Here is a 15,949-nt window from a genome sequence, read left to right on the forward strand (position 1 = left end):
TGCGCCTTATCCCAGACCGCTGTCATCCAATGCGCTTGAGTTCGGTCTTGTACTGCTGGCCGCGTTCGACGTAGTGGCGCGTATTGGCGTGCATGGTGGCGATTTCTTCGGGCGTGAGTTCGCGTACCACTTTGCCGATACCGATCACCAGAGAGTTGTCGGGGATCACGCGCCCTTCGGGCACAATGGCGCCCGCGCCCACCAGGCAGTTGCGGCCGACCACGGCCCGATTCAGGACGATGGCCTGCATGCCGATCAGCGCGCCGTCCTGGATGGTGCAGCCGTGCAGCATAGCCTGGTGGCCGACGGTAACGTTCTCTCCCACGACCAACGGGCAGCCCGCGTCCACGTGCAGCACGCTGGATTCCTGCACGTTGCTGCCGCGGCCTATGGTGATGGGTTCGTTGTCGCCGCGTACGGACACGTGCGACCAGATGCTGACGTTTTCGCGCAATATGACCTGGCCGATGATGTCGGCGCTGTCCGCGATATAGGCGCTGGAGGCGATGTCCGGAGTCAGCGTGTCGAGTTGGTAGATGGCCATAAGGTTTATTTTGAAATGTCCGCGGGTTGCACGTGCTCCGGCCGTGCGGGTTCCGGCGCGAAGATGTCATCGGCGCTTGCCGCGCGCCATAGATAGCCTTCAGAATCGACGCTGGCGCGCTCGCCTGTACGGCACCAGTCGCCGCTGAACTTCGCGCGCGCGGCGGCCTCGTCGCTCCAGTAGCCCAGGAACAGGGCCGGGTCGGGATGGCCGTGGATGTCGTAGCGGTTCAGGGCCAGTTCGCCCATCTGGCCGACTGAACAGATCCTGCCTTGCTCGTCGATGACCGCCATGCGATGGCCGGGGTAGGGCCGTCCCATGCTGCCGGGCCTGGAAGGCCAGCGCTTGTTGCTGTCGCCGACCACGTAGTTCATCTCTGCCTGGCCGTACATCTGGTTCGACGCCACGCCCAGCGCCGATTCGCACCACGCGCGCACGGCCGGGTCCATGTCCGCGCCGGTGCTCACCACGGCGCGCAGCGCCAGCTTGTGTTGCTCGCGCGCACCGGACGTGCTTTGGCTTTGCATCATCGTCCGTAGTTCGGCTGCTGAGAAACGGGTGTTGGTGATTTGATAGCGCTGCAACAAGTCGAAGGCGCGCTCGGCCGAGAAGCCACCGGGTGTGCCGACAATGGGACGGCCGAAATAGAGCGTGGGCAGCAAGGCCTGCATCAAGCCGTCGGCCCGTGCCCAGTCGGCCGGCGACCAGAACACGTCGCCTGGCTTGGGAAACCAGTTTTGCGAGGCGACAAAGCCGGGCAGGATGCCTATCAGCGCGCTATGCGGCAGCAAGATGCCCTTTGCGGCGCCTGCGGCATCCGGAGTGTAGAGCAGAATGGCCGGGTCGCTGGCGCGGGTGATCACGGGCTTGAAGTTGGCAGGCTGGCGCGCCAGCAGGCTGCGCCAGGGAAGAATGCGCTCGCTGGCCAGATCGACGCCGACGATCTGCTGCAGCTGCGGGCAGCGGTCCGCCGCGACGAGTAGGGCAGCGCGGGATGTCGAATCGATTACCGCCACCTGGGCGCCGCAATCCCTCAGGCGGTTTTCCATGGCATCAAAGCCCAACTGGGTGGACAGGGGTACGGATACGGCGCCCACGGTATAGATGGCCATGTAAGCCACCACGGTTTCAGGCCGCTGGCCCATGGCCACGGCCACGCGATCGCCCGGACTGATGCCCAGCTTGACCAGCCCGTTGGCCAGTTGATTGACGGCTTCGGCCAGTCGGCCGTACGTCCACACCTCGCGCTGGCCGTCTTCGTCTTCATAGAAGACGGCAATGCTGCGCGCGTGCGCGGGCGTGGCGGCCCATTGGTGGCAGCATGACTGCGCAATATTGAATTGAGCGGGAACCAGCCAGCGGAAGGTTTGGTGGAGCGCCTGATATTGGTCGTTCATGGCCCTATGGTGTGTAGCGCACACGGCTGCGGGAACCGGCCCGAATATCGCGGCGAAATGCCGGGTGGGCCAGACGCTAAGCATGACCTAGCGGGACCGGGACTGCAATATGTTCCATGCTCCTATTAGGGACATACAAGGGTTTTCACGAAGCAAAAAAATCTGGCCTTGCCTTCGTGGGGGGCGACGATAAAAAAACCCGCCATTTAGGCGGGTTTGAAAGGGGCTAGAGAGCAGCCCCCAAGGGGAAAATTTGCGGGTTTACACGCCAGCGCGGGCCATCTGGGGGCGGCTGGACGTGCGGTGCAGCGCCTGCATCATTTTGCCGGCCCAAGCCCTCAGCGCACGCAGCGGGTGCGGGCGGAATTGTTCTTCGATCGCCATCAGCACCAATTGGCGCTCGAGTTCGTCGGACAGATAATCCAGATCGTCGGCCAGGCGATCGTTCGAGAAAATGTAGGAGGGCATTGCAGAGGCTCCAGAATGCGTGTGAACCGTTTTTGCTTTCCGGTTCTTACAGGGTAAACCCTATTTTAGGGTAAACCCTGGATCGTTGCAAGTCTGGTGTTTCCGGAAAACTACACGTCCCGATAGCTGCTGGCCACCAGCTCAAAACCGAACAGGCGGCAGTCCAGCGCCCCGTTGTAGATGGGAATGCGGCGCTGCGGCTTCAGGCGCAGATGCTGGGGCAAGGCCATGTCGCTGCTGATGGTGTGCAGGCGCCAGCCGGCGTAGTGCTTCTTCAGGTTGGAGGCCCAATCGCGCCAGAGGCCGTCGTCGATCTGGTCCATACGGTCGCCGTAGGGCGGATTGGTCACAATCCAGCCGGGTGCGCAGGGCGGTTCCACGGTGCGTGCATCGCCCACTTCAAATCGGATGGCCTGCGGTGTGAGCCAGGCGCGCCCGGCGTTGGCATGCGCATGCTCCACGGCCTGAGGGTCGAGGTCGTAGCCCACGAGCGGCGTGTCGAGCTGGCTACGGATGCGGGCGCGGGCGTCGTCTTTGAGGTCGCGCCAGTGGCGGTTGTCGAAGCCGCGCATGCGCTCGAAGCCGAAAGGGCGCCAGATGCCCGCCGGCACGCCCAGCGCGATGCCGGCCGCTTCGATGAGGATGGTGCCGCTACCGCAGAAAGGATCGAGCAGAGGGGCACAAGGGTCCCAGCCGGCCAGGGCCAGCAGGCCTGCGGCCAGGTTTTCGCGCAAGGGCGCCTCGCCCTTGTCCAGGCGCCAGCCGCGCTTGAAAAGCGATTCGCCCGAGGTGTCCAGATAAAGCGTGGCGAGAGTGCCGTGGATGAATAGGTGCACGCGCGCATCGGGACGCACGGTATCGATGTCGGGGCGGGCGCCTTCGCGGTCGCGCAGACGGTCGCAGATGCCATCCTTGGCGCGCAGGTTGCAATATTGCAGGCTGCGCACGGGGCTCTTGATGGCGGAGGTATCCACGCGCAAGGTCTGTTCGGCTCCGAACCAGCGTTCCCAGGGCACACTGTAGGCCAGATCGAGGATGTCGTCCTCGTGGCCGATTTCATCTTGAGCGACCTGGGCTAGGATGCGTGTGGCCAGGCGCGAGTACAGATTGGCGCGCTGGATGCCGCTCCAGTCGGCGGTGAAGCTGCAGCCGGCGCGGCCGGGCTGGGCGTCATCGAAGTCCAGGGCCTGCATTTCGGCGGCCAGGGCGTCTTCCAGGCCTTGAGGGCAGGGGGCGAAGACCTTGAAGACTTCGGCCTGCTTGGCGCTCAGAGGGCGTTTCCGGCGTTCTACGCGAGTCTCGCTGAACGCTTCTGCGATGGACTCCTGGTTGTCGGGATCGTTGTTGAGTTCTTCTGCCACCGAGGCTGCGCCGAGCGCCTGCCCCGCCCAATTCGGTCGGCTCGGGCGCACAGGGGCGCCCTGGACCCGCTGCGCGGGCCGCCCTCCCTCTAAAGGGCTGGGCAGGTGCTCGGCGCGGCCCTGACTCATGCCGCCGTCGCGCGTGCGTTCCGCTTCTTGCCGAGATTCGGCTTTTTCTCGGCCGCGCTCCATTTGCGCGGCATTTTTCGCGCGGGCGCCGCTGCGCTTGCGGCGCGGGCCTTCATCCTCGACGGCGGGTCGGCTGGGGCGGGTCAGGGTCAGCGTCTTGCGCGGACGGTCGGTGTCGTCGGACATGAAGGTGTGTACAGCCGTGGCGGCTTCAGAAAGGTTTGACGACGACCAGTACCACCACGATGAGCAGCAGCACGACGGGGATCTCGTTGAACCAGCGGTAAAAGGTGTGCGAGCGGGTGTTGCGGCCCTGCTCGAACTTGCGCAGCATGACGCCGCAGGCATGATGGTAGCCGATGACGAGCACGACCATCAGCAGCTTGGCGTGCATCCAGCCGTTGCCCGGCCCCATGCCTATGCCGTAGCCCAGGAACAGCCACAGGCCCAGCAGGACGGCGGGAAAAGCCAGGATGGTGGTGAAGCGGTACAGGCGGCGCGCCATGCCCAGCAGGCAGGCTTGAACGCCGGGGTCGGTCTGTTGTGCCAGATTGACGTAGATGCGGGGCAGGTAGAACAGCCCGGCGAACCACGAGGCGATGAAGACGATGTGCAGGGCCTTGACCCAGAGCATAAGCATGAAGCGCACCTCTAGAAGTGGATTTGCGCAATTGTAGGCGGGTTGGCTTCCGGAAAATCGTCGACGATATTGCAAAAAAATTCGCATTGATCTATTGTTTTTTCATAAAAAACAAAAAATCGTCGACAAAATGAGTAAAGTGATTACGTTGCCGCTTTCCCCGGCCCCCGAAGGCGAGACCTTGTCGGACCATGCGTTTCGGCAAATCCAGTCGGCCATCGTCAAAGGCGATATCCCGCCGGGCAGCCGGATTTCCGAACCCGAGCTGGTGCGCGCCTATGGCATCAGTCGCGGCCCGCTGCGCGAGGCGCTGCATCGGCTGGAAGGCCAGCGGCTGCTGGTGCGTGTGCCGCATGCGGGCGTGCGGGTGGTGGCGCTCAGCCGCCAGGAGCTCAACGAGCTCTACCAGATCCGCGAATCGCTCGAAGGCATGGCCTGCCGGCTGGCGGCGCAGAATATGTCGCCGCAAGCCATCGACGCGTTGCGCCAGGTACTCCTGGCCCATGAGCGCGACGCGGATTTTCAGGCCGGGCGCGGCTACTATCAACAGGAGGGCGGCTACGATTTCCACTACCGCATCGTGCAGGGCAGCGGCAACCAGATGCTGTTCCGCCTGCTGTGCGAAGACCTCTATCAATTGGCTCGCATGTACCGCATCCAGTATTCGAGCACACCCAACCGGCCGCCCCAGGTCTATGCCGAGCATCACCGCATACTCGATGCCATCGCCGACGGCGACGGCGAACTTGCGCAACTGCTGATGAGCCGGCATATCCGTGCGTCCTATCTCAACATCGAACGTGAAATCGCGCAGGCCGACCTGCAGCGTACCGAGGCATGATGAACACCCAATACCGCAAGCCCCTGCCGGGCACCAAGCTGGACTATTTCGATGCGCGCGAGGCCGTGGACGCGATCTCGCCGGGCGCCTATGACGGTCTGCCCTACACCTCGCGCGTGCTGGCCGAGAACCTGGTGCGGCGCTGCGATCCCGCGCTGCTGCGCGATGCGCTCGGGCAGCTCATCGAGCGCCGGCGCGACCTGGATTTTCCCTGGTTTCCGACCCGCGTGGTGTGCCACGACATCCTGGGCCAGACGGCGCTGGTGGACTTGGCCGGTCTGCGCGATGCCATCGCCGAGCAGGGAGGCGATCCGTCGCAGGTCAATCCGGTGGTGCCGGTGCAACTGATCGTCGACCATTCACTGGCCGTGGAATACGGCGGTTTCGATCCCGACGCCTTCGCCAAGAACCGCGCGGTGGAGGACCGCCGCAACGAGGACCGCTTTCACTTCATCGACTGGACCAAGCAGGCCTTTCGCAATATTGAAGTGGTGCCGCCGGGCAACGGCATCATGCATCAGATCAACCTCGAGCGCATGTCGCCGGTGGTGCATGCGCAGGACGGCCTGGCTTATCCCGACACGCTGGTCGGCACCGACAGCCACACACCGCATGTGGATGCGCTGGGCGTGATCGCCGTGGGCGTAGGCGGCCTGGAAGCCGAGAATGTCATGCTCGGCCGCGCCTCGTGGATGCGCCTGCCCGACATCGTTGGCGTGGAACTCACCGGCCGCCGCCAGCCCGGCATCACCGCCACCGACATTGTGCTGACCCTGACCGAATTCCTGCGCCGCGAAAAAGTCGTGGGCGCCTATCTCGAGTTCTACGGCGAAGGCGCGTCCAGTCTCACGCTGGGCGACCGGGCCACCATCTCCAATATGGCGCCGGAATACGGCGCTACGGCGGCCATGTTCGCCATCGATCCGCAGACCATCGAATACTTGAAGCTCACCGGCCGCGAGGACGCGCAGGTCAGGCTGGTCGAGACCTATGCCAAGACGGCGGGACTGTGGGCCGATACGCTCAAGAATGCCCAATACGAGCGCGTGCTGCGCTTTGACTTGTCGGCGGTGGTGCGCACGCTGGCCGGCCCGTCCAACCCGCATCGTCGCTTGCCGGTATCGGCGCTGGCCGAGCGCGGCATCAGCGGCAAGGTCGAGAACGTGCCGGGCCAGATGCCCGACGGCGCGGTCATCATCGCCGCCATCACCAGCTGCACCAATACCAGCAACCCTCGCAACGTGATCGCGGCGGGCCTGCTGGCGCGCAATGCCAATCGTGCGGGCCTGACGCGCAAGCCCTGGGTCAAGAGCTCACTGGCGCCGGGTTCCAAGGCCGTTGCGCTGTATCTCGACGAAGCCGATCTGACTCAAGAGCTGGAACAACTGGGCTTTGGCGTGGTGGGCTTTGCATGCACCACCTGCAACGGCATGTCGGGCGCGCTGGATACGAAGATCCAGCAAGAGATCATCGAGCGCGATCTCTACGCCACCGCCGTGCTCTCGGGCAACCGCAATTTCGACGGGCGCATCCACCCTTACGCCAAGCAGGCCTTCCTGGCCTCGCCGCCGCTGGTGGTGGCCTACGCCATCGCCGGCACCATTCGCTTTGACATCGAGCAGGACGTGCTGGGCAAGGATGCCTCGGGCAAGGACATCCGCCTCAAGGACATCTGGCCCACCGACGAGGAGATCGATGCAGTGGTGGCCAAGTCCGTCAAGCCCGAGCACTTTCGCAAGGTCTACGAACCCATGTTCGCCGTACATGACCCGCGCAGCGTGGCGACCGATCCGCTGTACGCCTGGCGCCCGCAAAGCACCTACATTCGCCGCCCGCCATACTGGGAAGGCGCACTGGCCGCCGAGCGCGCACTGCGCGGCATGCGGCCCCTGGCGGTTCTGGGCGACAACATCACCACCGATCACCTCTCGCCATCGAACGCCATTCTGGCCGACAGCGCCGCCGGCGAATACCTGGCCAGGATGGGCCTGCCGGAAGAGGACTTCAACTCCTACGCCACGCACCGCGGCGATCACCTTACGGCTCAGCGTGCAACTTTCGCCAACCCTACGCTGCTCAACGAGATGGCGATCGACGCTCAGGGCAACGTGATCAAGGGCTCGTTCGCGCGCGTCGAGCCGCAGGGTAAGGTCATGCGCATGTGGGAAGCCATCGAAACCTATATGGACCGCAAGCAGCCGCTCATCATCGTGGCGGGGGCCGACTACGGCCAGGGATCTTCGCGCGATTGGGCCGCCAAGGGCGTGCGGCTGGCCGGCGTGCAGGCCATTCTGGCCGAGGGTTTCGAGCGCATCCATCGCACCAATTTGCTGGGCATGGGCGTGCTGCCGCTGGAGTTCAAGCCGGGGGTCAATCGCAGGTCGCTGGAGTTGGACGGCACCGAAACCTACGATGTCGTGGGCGAACCCCAGCCGCGCGCGGACCTGACGCTGGTTGTGCATCGGCGCAGTGGCCAGACGGTGCAGGTGCCCGTCACCTGTCGCCTCGATACGGCCGAGGAAGTGTCGATCTACGCGGCGGGAGGGGTCTTGCAGCGCTTTGCGCAGGACTTCCTCGAGGCTGCGCGGACTTAGTTTGCTGTGTTTGCGTAAGGGCTGTTGTTTGGGTTCTTGAAACGTCGGAGGGGTCGCGCTGAGGCGAGTGCGTTGCGGCCTGGTCGGCTGACGCGGCCCCTGGACGGGGCCGCGACCATCGTCCGAGTAAAAAGGCGGGCCGGGTGCGAACTCGCCCCTGCGGGGTTCAGGCAGCGCGCCCCGTCCGACTTCCAGCAGTTCAGCCCATCAAGGCTGTCACACGATATACGAGTGGTTTTTTATGCAACTGCAATTCTCGATGGAGTTCGTTTTGTCGGGGTGGGGAGTGGGGAGCAGGCCTGCTCCCCACTCCCCACCCCGACAAAACAAACGGTTCAAGAACCCAAACCAGGAAATTCCATGCCCCCCCACGCACCCCAGATCAAAATCCCCGCTACCTATATGCGCGGCGGCACCAGCAAAGGCGTCTTCTTCAAGCTCACCGATTTGCCAGAGGCCGCGCAAGTGCCCGGCCTCGCGCGCGATGCATTGCTGATGCGCGTGATCGGCAGCCCCGATCCTTACGGCAAGCAGATCGACGGCATGGGCGCGGCCACGTCCAGCACCAGCAAGACAGTCATCATCGGCAAGAGCAAGCGCCCCGATCACGACGTCGACTACCTGTTCGGCCAGGTCGCCATCGATAGGGCCTTTGTCGACTGGAGCGGTAACTGCGGCAACCTCACTGCCGCGGTGGGTCCATTTGCGATCACCAACGGCCTGGTCGACGCCTCGCGCGTGCCCAGGAACGGCACGGCGGTGATCCGCATCTGGCAGGCCAATATCGGCAAGACCATCGTCGCCCATGTGCCCATTACCGAGGGTGCGGTGCAGGAGACCGGTGATTTCGAGCTGGACGGTGTGACCTTTCCGGCCGCCGAAGTGCCGCTCGAATTCATGGATCCGGCCGACGAGGGCGAGGGCGGGGGTGCCATGTTTCCCACCGGCAATCTGGTGGACGACCTGGAGGTGCCCGGCGTAGGCACTTTCAAGGCCACCCTGATCAATTCCGGCATTCCCACCATCTTCCTCAATGCCAAGGACCTGGGCTATACCGGCACCGAGCTGCAGGGCGACATCAACGGCGACCCGCAAGCGCTCAAGCGGTTCGAAACGATCCGCGCCTATGGCGCATTGAAGATGGGCCTTATCAAGTCGCTGGACGAGATCGCCAGCCGCCAGCATACGCCCAAGGTCGCCTTCGTCGCGCCGCCGGCCGCCTATACGGCCTCCAGCGGCAAGAAGATCGCCGCCCAGGACGTCGACGTGCTCGCGCGCGCCATGTCCATGGGCATGTTGCATCACGCCATGATGGGTACGGCCTCGGTTGCCATCGCCACGGCCGCTGCGATCCCCGGCACGCTGGTCAACCTGGCCGCGGGTGGAGGCGAGCGCAATGCGGTGCGCTTCGGCCATCCTTCGGGCACGCTGCGCGTAGGAGCCCAAGCCAGACTGATCGACGGGCAGTGGGGGGTCGGCAAGGCCCTGATGAGCCGCAGCGCGCGCGTGCTGATGGAAGGATGGGTGAGGGTGCCGCTGCAGACCTTGATCTGATCTTTTCCGATGCGCGATGCAGGTTCGCATGCATGACCAGCTCTATTCGTAGCCTTCTTCCCGCCTGGGCCGGATGCGCACAAACTGCGGTATCTGCCGAGCCATGTGGGCCGGCCGGCCCGGATTCATCGGCTTGAACTCACGCGGGATCGTCGCGCTGCTCGCGTTGTATGCGTACACGCACCGCATCGAGTCCGCTGCCCGCATCGAGTACCATGCCTTGCGCAAAGACATCGCGGGCCAGGCGCGTCAAAGAGCCGTTTCCCGATATCTCCACAGCAAGGCGCGCGCCGCGCTCGAACGCATGCCTGAGCGTGTCGTGCCACAGCACGGGCCGCGCCATGTTCCAGGCCAGATCCAGGACGATGAGGTCGGCGCGCAGCAAGGCCCGCGCGCGGCTGCTGCTGACATACACGAGCCTCGGTGCCTGCGATGCGACCATTTCCGCGGCTGTCGCCAGTTCCTGTGCCTGCGCCTGCAGCAGTGGGCAGTGCGAAGGCACTGCCATGCATAGCCGGGTTGCCGCGGATGCGCCCCGGGCCAGGGCGAGCGCCATCACCTGTGCCAGCGCGGCGTCGCTGCCGGCCACGACGATCTGCCGCTCGGCGTTCAGATTGGCCACGTAGGCCGGACTCGCCGCCTGATGGACCTGCGAGACGACGGCGCTCACTTCGGGTTCGGCCAGGCCGACGATGGCCGCCATGCCGTAGCCGCTGGGATAGGCCGCTTCCATGAGCTGTCCGCGCAGGCGCACCAGCCGAAGCGAATCGTGCAAGTCCATCACGCCCGCGATCACGGCCGCGGGCCATGCGCCGATCGACAGTCCGGCGACTATGTCCGGCGCGGCGTCCTGCCGGATCAGCGCACGCGCGGTCGCCACACCGGCGATCGCCAGGCAGAGTTGTGTGGCGACGGTCGAGCGCAGGGATCGCTCGGTGTCGAGATCGAGCGGATCAACATCCAGCGCATCGCCCGCTTCGGCAAGCGTTTGCGCCACCGCGGGATCTTGCGGCAGCGCGTGCAGCATGCCTGCGCGCTGGCTGCCTTGGCCGGGAAACATGAACAGTACGCTCATGCCTGGTCGTTCCACGGGTCCGCGACCAGCCTCGGGCCGGAATCGGTCTTGAGCAGGGTCCGGTGGGGCCAGGCCAGCCAGTCGCGCAGCGCGAAGCCGCCGCGGCCGGTATCGATCTGCAGGTCGATGCGGCACTCGGTTTGCTCCAGCATCCGCACAAGCTGTTCACGCTGTGCGGCGCATGGCGCGTGCGCCATGCGCACGACGAGATCCAGGTCGCTGTCCGTGCACAGTACGGGCAGACCGCTGGCGAGCAAGAATCCGACGCCGCCGGTCGGCCCCCAGGCCCAGCCGAGCGCATCGAGTCCAGGCGCGAGTGCGCGCAGCGTGCGCAGTGCCGCGAATGGCGCGTCGTGCGGCAGGGCGCTCGCCCTGGCGGCCAGCATTTCGGGTGTTGCCACGCGAGTAATGGCATTGCGTGCAAGGAATGCCGCCAGGCGTTCATGTCGCACCTGGCCGCGCAGGCCCACCGCGATGGCGCCGTCGGCGCCACGCGGCGCCCGGCGCACGACCATGGGAGCCTCTTTGTGGCATGCCTGAAGCGCCCAATCCGGCAGGGGCGCGTCATTCAGGGTCCGGGGCATCCCGGCCGCATACAGCAAATCGTGCGCGCGCAGCAACCCGTGTGTCATGGCGCCGTTTTCCTTTGCCGCATCGGGGACTGGGGGGGCTCGGGCGATTATTGCGCCGACGCGTTCCATTGCGCGCGCAGGCGTTCGCGCACCTGCGACGAAGCCTCGCGTAGCGGTGCGCCCAGTCTGCTTTCCAGGCCGCGCGACGGGTCCGCGGCAATATCTGCCAGTGCTGCCGCAAGCGCGGCCTGCACGACCTGAACGTCGTTCGCCTCGGGAGCATCAGCCGAACTGACCTTGAGCAGTCGCCAAAGCAGCCCGAGTGAGGCAAAGCTGGCAATGTCATAGGCCATGGGCGGGATATCCTGCGCAAGCCGCTCCAGGTCGGCGACCGAGCGCAGCGTCACGCGCGCCGCCGCCGCCTTGCCCATGGCGTGCACCATCACCTGAGCATCGTCGAGCGCGAGCAGGCGGTTGGCCTGGTAGCCGTGTGCCAGCAGCGCGCCCGACATCGCGCGGCCGACGATCAGCCCGATCACCGGATGTCCGGCCAGGCGCGCGGCGGCATAGGCATCGGCCGCCGCGGCCAATGCGAGATGGATGCCGTAGGCCTCTTCGCGGCGGCCATACGCCTGGCTGGCCACGTCGATGACGGCGACGATGGCGCGCTTGGTCTCGCATCCCGCGTCCGCCGTCGCGGCGTCATGCACCGCGCGTGCCAGCTGCCAGCCTTCGACCAGGCCGACCTCGCCGCTTCGCGCGCGCGCGAAGCGGTTGTCGGCGTCGGGAACGACCGCGATGTAGCGCGCTGGCCGGCCGGCCAGCGCGGCATCGAGCACTTGCACGGTGCTGCCGTAGTCGGCACTGGGCGCGTCGCCGGCCAGGACTCGCATCCAGGTCGTGCCGCGGGTGGAAAGTTCGGTTCGGCTCATGCTGGGGTCCCTGCTGCGTAGAGCGTGCGCACATCCGTGGCCGTGGCCTGGCGCACGGCATCAACCTGGGCAAGCCGTTCGAGGTAGTAGCCGATCCGCTCGCTGCGCGCCTGCGCGGGCGAGCCCGCACGCAGCCATGCCAGAACCTGCGCGCGGATGGCGACGGAGTCGTCCTCGATGCAGACGTCGGCCAGTCCGGTGGCCGCGCGCTGCTCGCCGCCGGTCAGGCTCCAGATGAAGGGCCGGTCGCCCGAGTCGTACTCCTCGATGCCGGCTTCCTGTTCTATGACTTGGGGGCCGTTCAGGCCCAGGCGCGCCTCGCGCGTCATCAGCAGATGGCTGCAAAGACCGGCCGCGATGCTCATGCCGCCGAAGCAACCGACCACTCCCGCCGTGATGCCAACGACGGGGCCATGCTGTCGCAGCGCACGAATGGCCGCGTGGATCTCGGCAATCGCGGCCAGGCCGAGGTTGGCTTCCTGAAGCCGCACGCCGCCGGTCTCGAAGACGATCACGGCGCGCGTCGGAACGCCTGCAAGGTTGTCCTGTACCGTCAGTTCCAGCGAGCCCGCGATTTTCGCGCCGGACACCTCGCCCATGCTGCCTCCCTGGAACGCGCCTTCGATGGCGAGCACCACGGCGCTCTGGCCGTCGAGTGTGCCGCGCGCCACCACGACGCCGTCGTCTGCCTGGGGCACGATGCCCTGGCGCGGCAGCCACGGCGAGGTCAATTGTTCGAACGGGTCGATCAGTTCTCGAAAACTGCCCGGATCGAGCAGGGCGATGGCCCGCCTGCGGGCATCGCGCTCGATGAAGCTGTCTCGTTCTAACGGATTGCGCGCCATGTCTGTTTCCTCTCAGGCCTGCTCGGCGGTTTCGTATGCCTGCTCCAGCCGCAGGCATACCACCGCGGGCGTGGCGCCGAAATCGTTGATGATGAGGCGGGCCGCCGGCCAGGTGCGCGAGCCGAACAGGCGCGCAAGCTGCGCCTGCCAGGTGGCCGCCATGCCTTTGACGGAAGTCGTGATGGCCACCTCGATGCGGCCGTGGACGGCGGGCAAGAGCAGCACCTCCAGGTCGCCCGAGCCGACTACGCCGGCGTGCGCTCTCCGGTCGGCGGGTGCGCCGCCGTCAAACTGAAACTCAAGCTTCTCCATATGCGCTTTCCTTGTGGGCGGATTGGAAACCGGTCGCCTCGCTCGCATAGACGGGCAGGCGGTCCAGGAACAGGGCCGCGGCCAGCAGGTCGGCCGCGCCGCCGGATGAGACATGCCGCGCCAGCATGGTTTTCTCGAGCTGGCGCAAAGCAATGCGGCCCGCTGGCGTCGCCAGGCCGCCCGCGGCGCGCACGTCGGCGGCGCCGGCCTGCACGGCGCGCAAGGCCTGGATCCCCCCGCGCGCAAGCACGCAGGTGTCGTCCAGCGTGGCCATGACGGCGAGCAGCGCGTCGATGCGCGCGTGGTCTTCGCGCATGCCAGCTGCCCGCGCCCGGCGCAGCGCGGGCAGCGCCGCCTCGACAACGTGCGGGAAGCCGGCGCGGGCCTGGCCCCTGGCACCCCCTACGCCGTATTCCATGCAGGCGCGCTCGCCCTTGTGTCCGCTGCGCGCAGGTGCATGGCGATCCTCGATCCGGGCCAGCCGCGCCGCGCGTGCGGCGACGAATGCCGCGCCCGGTTCGTTCGGCATCTGCGCGGCGGCGGTCACCAGCAGGCCTAATGCCCAGATGGCGCCGCGATGTGTGTTGACGCCGCCCGTGGCTTGCAGCATGGCGGTCTCGCCTTGGCGGCCCAGCAGTCCGATGCGCTCGCGCAGCGCCAAAGGCGCTTGGTTCTGCGCGCCGGCCAGCGCCATGGCTTCGAATGTCGGGCGCAGCGTTTGCGCCGAATGCGTCATCAGCGCCCAATTCAGGTCGTGATGCGCGCCGCTGCCTCGCATGTCTACTAGGCCGGGCTTGGGCGAGAGCGTGGCCTCGTCGATCAAGGCGGACTCCACCAGTGCCGCGAACCGGCGCGCAAGCACCGCGGGATCGGCTGGCAGCGTATGGGGAGATCGGTCAGCCGAATTCGACAGTGTCTGCATCACCAGCTCCGGAAACGCGCGGGCGGCTCGTACAGGCCGCCGGACCATTCGACCAGATCGGCGATGCTCTTTGCCGCGAGCAGTTCGCGGCTGGCGTCGGTGCGGCGCACGTCCAGGTCTTCGGGCAGCGCGATCAGGCCGTCGCGCCGCATCTGCCCGGTCCGGGCCGGGTCGTGCCGCAGGCCGACGCTCGTCACCCCCGCCACGGCTGCGATCATGGCGCGCCGCTCTTGCAGCGAGCGCGCCTTGTACAGATAGGCGATGCCGTCCTCGGTCAACAAATGGGTGACGTCATCGCCATAGATCATGATCGGGGCCAGCGGCATGCCGCTCTGCTTGGCCACGGCCACCGCATCCAGCGTATCGACAAAGGTGGGCTTGCCGCCTTCCTGGAATGTTTCGACCATTTGTACGACCAGCTTCTTGCCGCGCTCGAGCATCGTCACCGGCTCGGTCATGTCCAGCCAGGCGGGCGTGGCGTGCCGGCGGCCGCGCGGATCGTGGCCCATATTGGGCGCGCCGCCGAAGCCCGCCAGGCGGCCGCGGGTGACGGTGGACGAGTGCCCGTCACCGTCCACCTGCAGCGTGGCGCCGATGAATAGATCCACCGCGTATTGGCCGGCCAACTGGCACAGCATGCGATTCGAGCGCATTGATCCGTCGTGGCCGGTGAAGAACACATCCGGGCGAGCCGCCATATAGCGCTCCATGCCCAGCTCGGTCCCGAAGGAGTGCACACTTTGCACCCAGCCCGATTCAATCGCGGGAATCAGTGTCGGGTGCGGATTGAGCGTCCAATTGCGACAGATCTTGCCTTTCAGGCCTAGGCGCTCGCCGTAGGTCGGCAGGATCAATTCGATGGCCGCGGTGTTGAAGCCGATGCCGTGGTTGAGCGATTGCACATTGTGCCGCTGGTAGATGCCGCGTATGGCCATCATCGCCATCAGCACATGCACCGGCTTGATCAGGCGCGGATCGCGCGTGAACAGCGGCTCGATGTAGAAGGGCCTGTCGGCCTGCACGATGAAATCGACCCACGAACCGGGTATGTCGACGCGCGGCAAATCGGATGGGTCGTCGACGATCTCGTTGACCTGCGCGATCACGATGCCGTTGGAAAACGCGGCCGGTTCCACCAGCGCGGGCGTGTCCTCGGTGCTGGGACCGGTGTAGAGGTTGCCTTCGCGGTCGGCCTTGAAGCCGGCCACCAGCGCCACATTGGGGATCAGATCCACCACCAGCCGCGCGTAGAGTTCGATATAGGTGTGGATGGCGCCCACTTCCAGCAGTCCGTCTGCCAGCAACTGGCTGATGCGCAGGCTTTGCGGTCCGGCAAAGGAAAAGTCGAGCTTGCGCGCGATGCCGGCCTCGAACAGATCCAGGTGCTCGGCGCGGCTCACGCTGGGCATGATCATGTGCAGGTCGTGCAGCCGTTCGGGGCTGGCCTTGGCCAGGGAACGCGACAGGAAGTCGGCCTGCTTCTGGTTGTTGCCTTCCAGCACGACGCGGTCGCCCGGAGCGATCAGCACTTCAAGGGCGGCGACGATATCGCCGCTCGGGATGATCTTGTCGCGCGCAATCCGCCGGACCGCCGCCAGACGGCGCTCCTTCTCGTCGCGCCGCCGCCGCCATTGGGCCGGGACGGCCGGGTTGGTGGACATCGCTTGCATGGATGGGCAGCTCCAGCCGTGAGTGATTTGGTCTTTTGCACTCTATGCCGGGAGTCGCGGCACTTCAATCAAGCTAGCCGCGGTTTTATTAAT

Annotated in this window: 14 protein-coding genes and 1 pseudogene; 3 read left to right on the top strand and 12 right to left on the bottom strand. The window is 65.9% G+C overall.

The window, feature by feature from the left end:
* Positions 1 to 22: 22 nt before the first annotated feature.
* The 5 genes and pseudogenes from H143_RS0112395 to H143_RS0112415 form a co-directional block, all read right to left on the bottom strand.
* Positions 23 to 544: a gamma carbonic anhydrase family protein gene (locus H143_RS0112395; RefSeq protein ID WP_019938563.1), complete on the bottom strand. Its 522-nt coding sequence runs from the start codon at positions 542 to 544 to the stop codon at positions 23 to 25.
* Positions 545 to 603: 59 nt separating this feature from the next.
* Positions 604 to 1,941 (bottom strand): annotated as a pseudogene (locus H143_RS0112400) (acyl-CoA synthetase); the annotation flags it as partial.
* Positions 1,942 to 2,202: 261 nt separating this feature from the next.
* Positions 2,203 to 2,409, bottom strand: coding sequence for a hypothetical protein (locus H143_RS20605; RefSeq protein WP_019938565.1), 207 nt, complete (start codon positions 2,407 to 2,409; stop codon positions 2,203 to 2,205).
* A 110-nt stretch (positions 2,410 to 2,519) separates the two neighbouring features.
* Positions 2,520 to 4,085: a THUMP domain-containing protein gene (locus tag H143_RS0112410; protein ID WP_019938566.1), complete on the bottom strand. Its 1,566-nt coding sequence runs from the start codon at positions 4,083 to 4,085 to the stop codon at positions 2,520 to 2,522.
* Positions 4,086 to 4,110: 25 nt separating this feature from the next.
* The gene (locus H143_RS0112415) at positions 4,111 to 4,533 is read right to left on the bottom strand and encodes a CopD family protein (RefSeq protein WP_019938567.1); all 423 of its coding nucleotides are present in this window, start codon (positions 4,531 to 4,533) and stop codon (positions 4,111 to 4,113) included.
* A 136-nt stretch (positions 4,534 to 4,669) separates the two neighbouring features.
* Here H143_RS0112415 and H143_RS0112420 point away from each other — a divergent pair, with 136 nt between their 5' ends.
* From H143_RS0112420 to prpF, 3 genes are all read left to right on the top strand, one after another.
* A complete protein-coding gene (locus H143_RS0112420; protein ID WP_026350003.1) occupies positions 4,670 to 5,380 on the top strand; it encodes a GntR family transcriptional regulator in 711 nt (236 codons plus the stop codon).
* Positions 5,380 to 7,974, top strand: a complete 2,595-nt coding sequence (acnD, locus tag H143_RS0112425) for a Fe/S-dependent 2-methylisocitrate dehydratase AcnD (protein WP_019938569.1) — start codon at positions 5,380 to 5,382, stop codon at positions 7,972 to 7,974. The genes H143_RS0112420 and acnD overlap by 1 nt, the downstream gene beginning before the upstream one ends.
* Before the next feature lie 360 nt (positions 7,975 to 8,334).
* On the top strand, positions 8,335 to 9,528 hold the full coding sequence (prpF, locus tag H143_RS0112430; RefSeq protein ID WP_019938570.1) for a 2-methylaconitate cis-trans isomerase PrpF: 1,194 nt from the start codon (positions 8,335 to 8,337) through the stop codon (positions 9,526 to 9,528).
* A gap of 139 nt (positions 9,529 to 9,667) precedes the next feature.
* Here prpF and mdcH read toward each other — a convergent pair whose 3' ends face one another.
* From mdcH to mdcA, 7 genes are read right to left on the bottom strand one after another with little or no spacing between them, the layout of a single operon-like run.
* Entirely contained in the window at positions 9,668 to 10,603 is a 936-nt protein-coding gene (gene mdcH, locus H143_RS0112435) for a malonate decarboxylase subunit epsilon (protein WP_019938571.1), read from the bottom strand.
* A complete protein-coding gene (locus H143_RS0112440) occupies positions 10,600 to 11,235 on the bottom strand; it encodes a malonate decarboxylase holo-ACP synthase (protein WP_019938572.1) in 636 nt (211 codons plus the stop codon). Before H143_RS0112440 ends, mdcH begins: the two co-directional genes overlap by 4 nt.
* A 47-nt stretch (positions 11,236 to 11,282) precedes the next feature.
* Entirely contained in the window at positions 11,283 to 12,107 is an 825-nt protein-coding gene (gene mdcE / locus H143_RS0112445; protein ID WP_019938573.1) for a biotin-independent malonate decarboxylase subunit gamma, read from the bottom strand.
* Positions 12,104 to 12,952 carry a biotin-independent malonate decarboxylase subunit beta gene (locus H143_RS0112450; protein ID WP_019938574.1) on the bottom strand — a complete coding sequence of 283 codons (849 nt, stop codon included), beginning with the start codon at positions 12,950 to 12,952 and terminating at the stop codon, positions 12,104 to 12,106. The genes mdcE and H143_RS0112450 overlap by 4 nt, the downstream gene beginning before the upstream one ends.
* A gap of 12 nt (positions 12,953 to 12,964) precedes the next feature.
* On the bottom strand, positions 12,965 to 13,264 hold the full coding sequence (locus H143_RS0112455) for a malonate decarboxylase subunit delta (RefSeq protein ID WP_019938575.1): 300 nt from the start codon (positions 13,262 to 13,264) through the stop codon (positions 12,965 to 12,967).
* The gene (locus tag H143_RS0112460) at positions 13,251 to 14,186 is read right to left on the bottom strand and encodes a triphosphoribosyl-dephospho-CoA synthase (protein ID WP_019938576.1); all 936 of its coding nucleotides are present in this window, start codon (positions 14,184 to 14,186) and stop codon (positions 13,251 to 13,253) included. Before H143_RS0112460 ends, H143_RS0112455 begins: the two co-directional genes overlap by 14 nt.
* Positions 14,186 to 15,856: a malonate decarboxylase subunit alpha gene (gene mdcA, locus H143_RS0112465; protein ID WP_019938577.1), complete on the bottom strand. Its 1,671-nt coding sequence runs from the start codon at positions 15,854 to 15,856 to the stop codon at positions 14,186 to 14,188. Before mdcA ends, H143_RS0112460 begins: the two co-directional genes overlap by 1 nt.
* Positions 15,857 to 15,949 lie beyond the last annotated feature (93 nt).

Source organism: Bordetella sp. FB-8 (assembly GCF_000382185.1).
In the GTDB taxonomy this organism is placed as follows: Bacteria; Pseudomonadota; Gammaproteobacteria; order Burkholderiales; family Burkholderiaceae_B; genus Bordetella.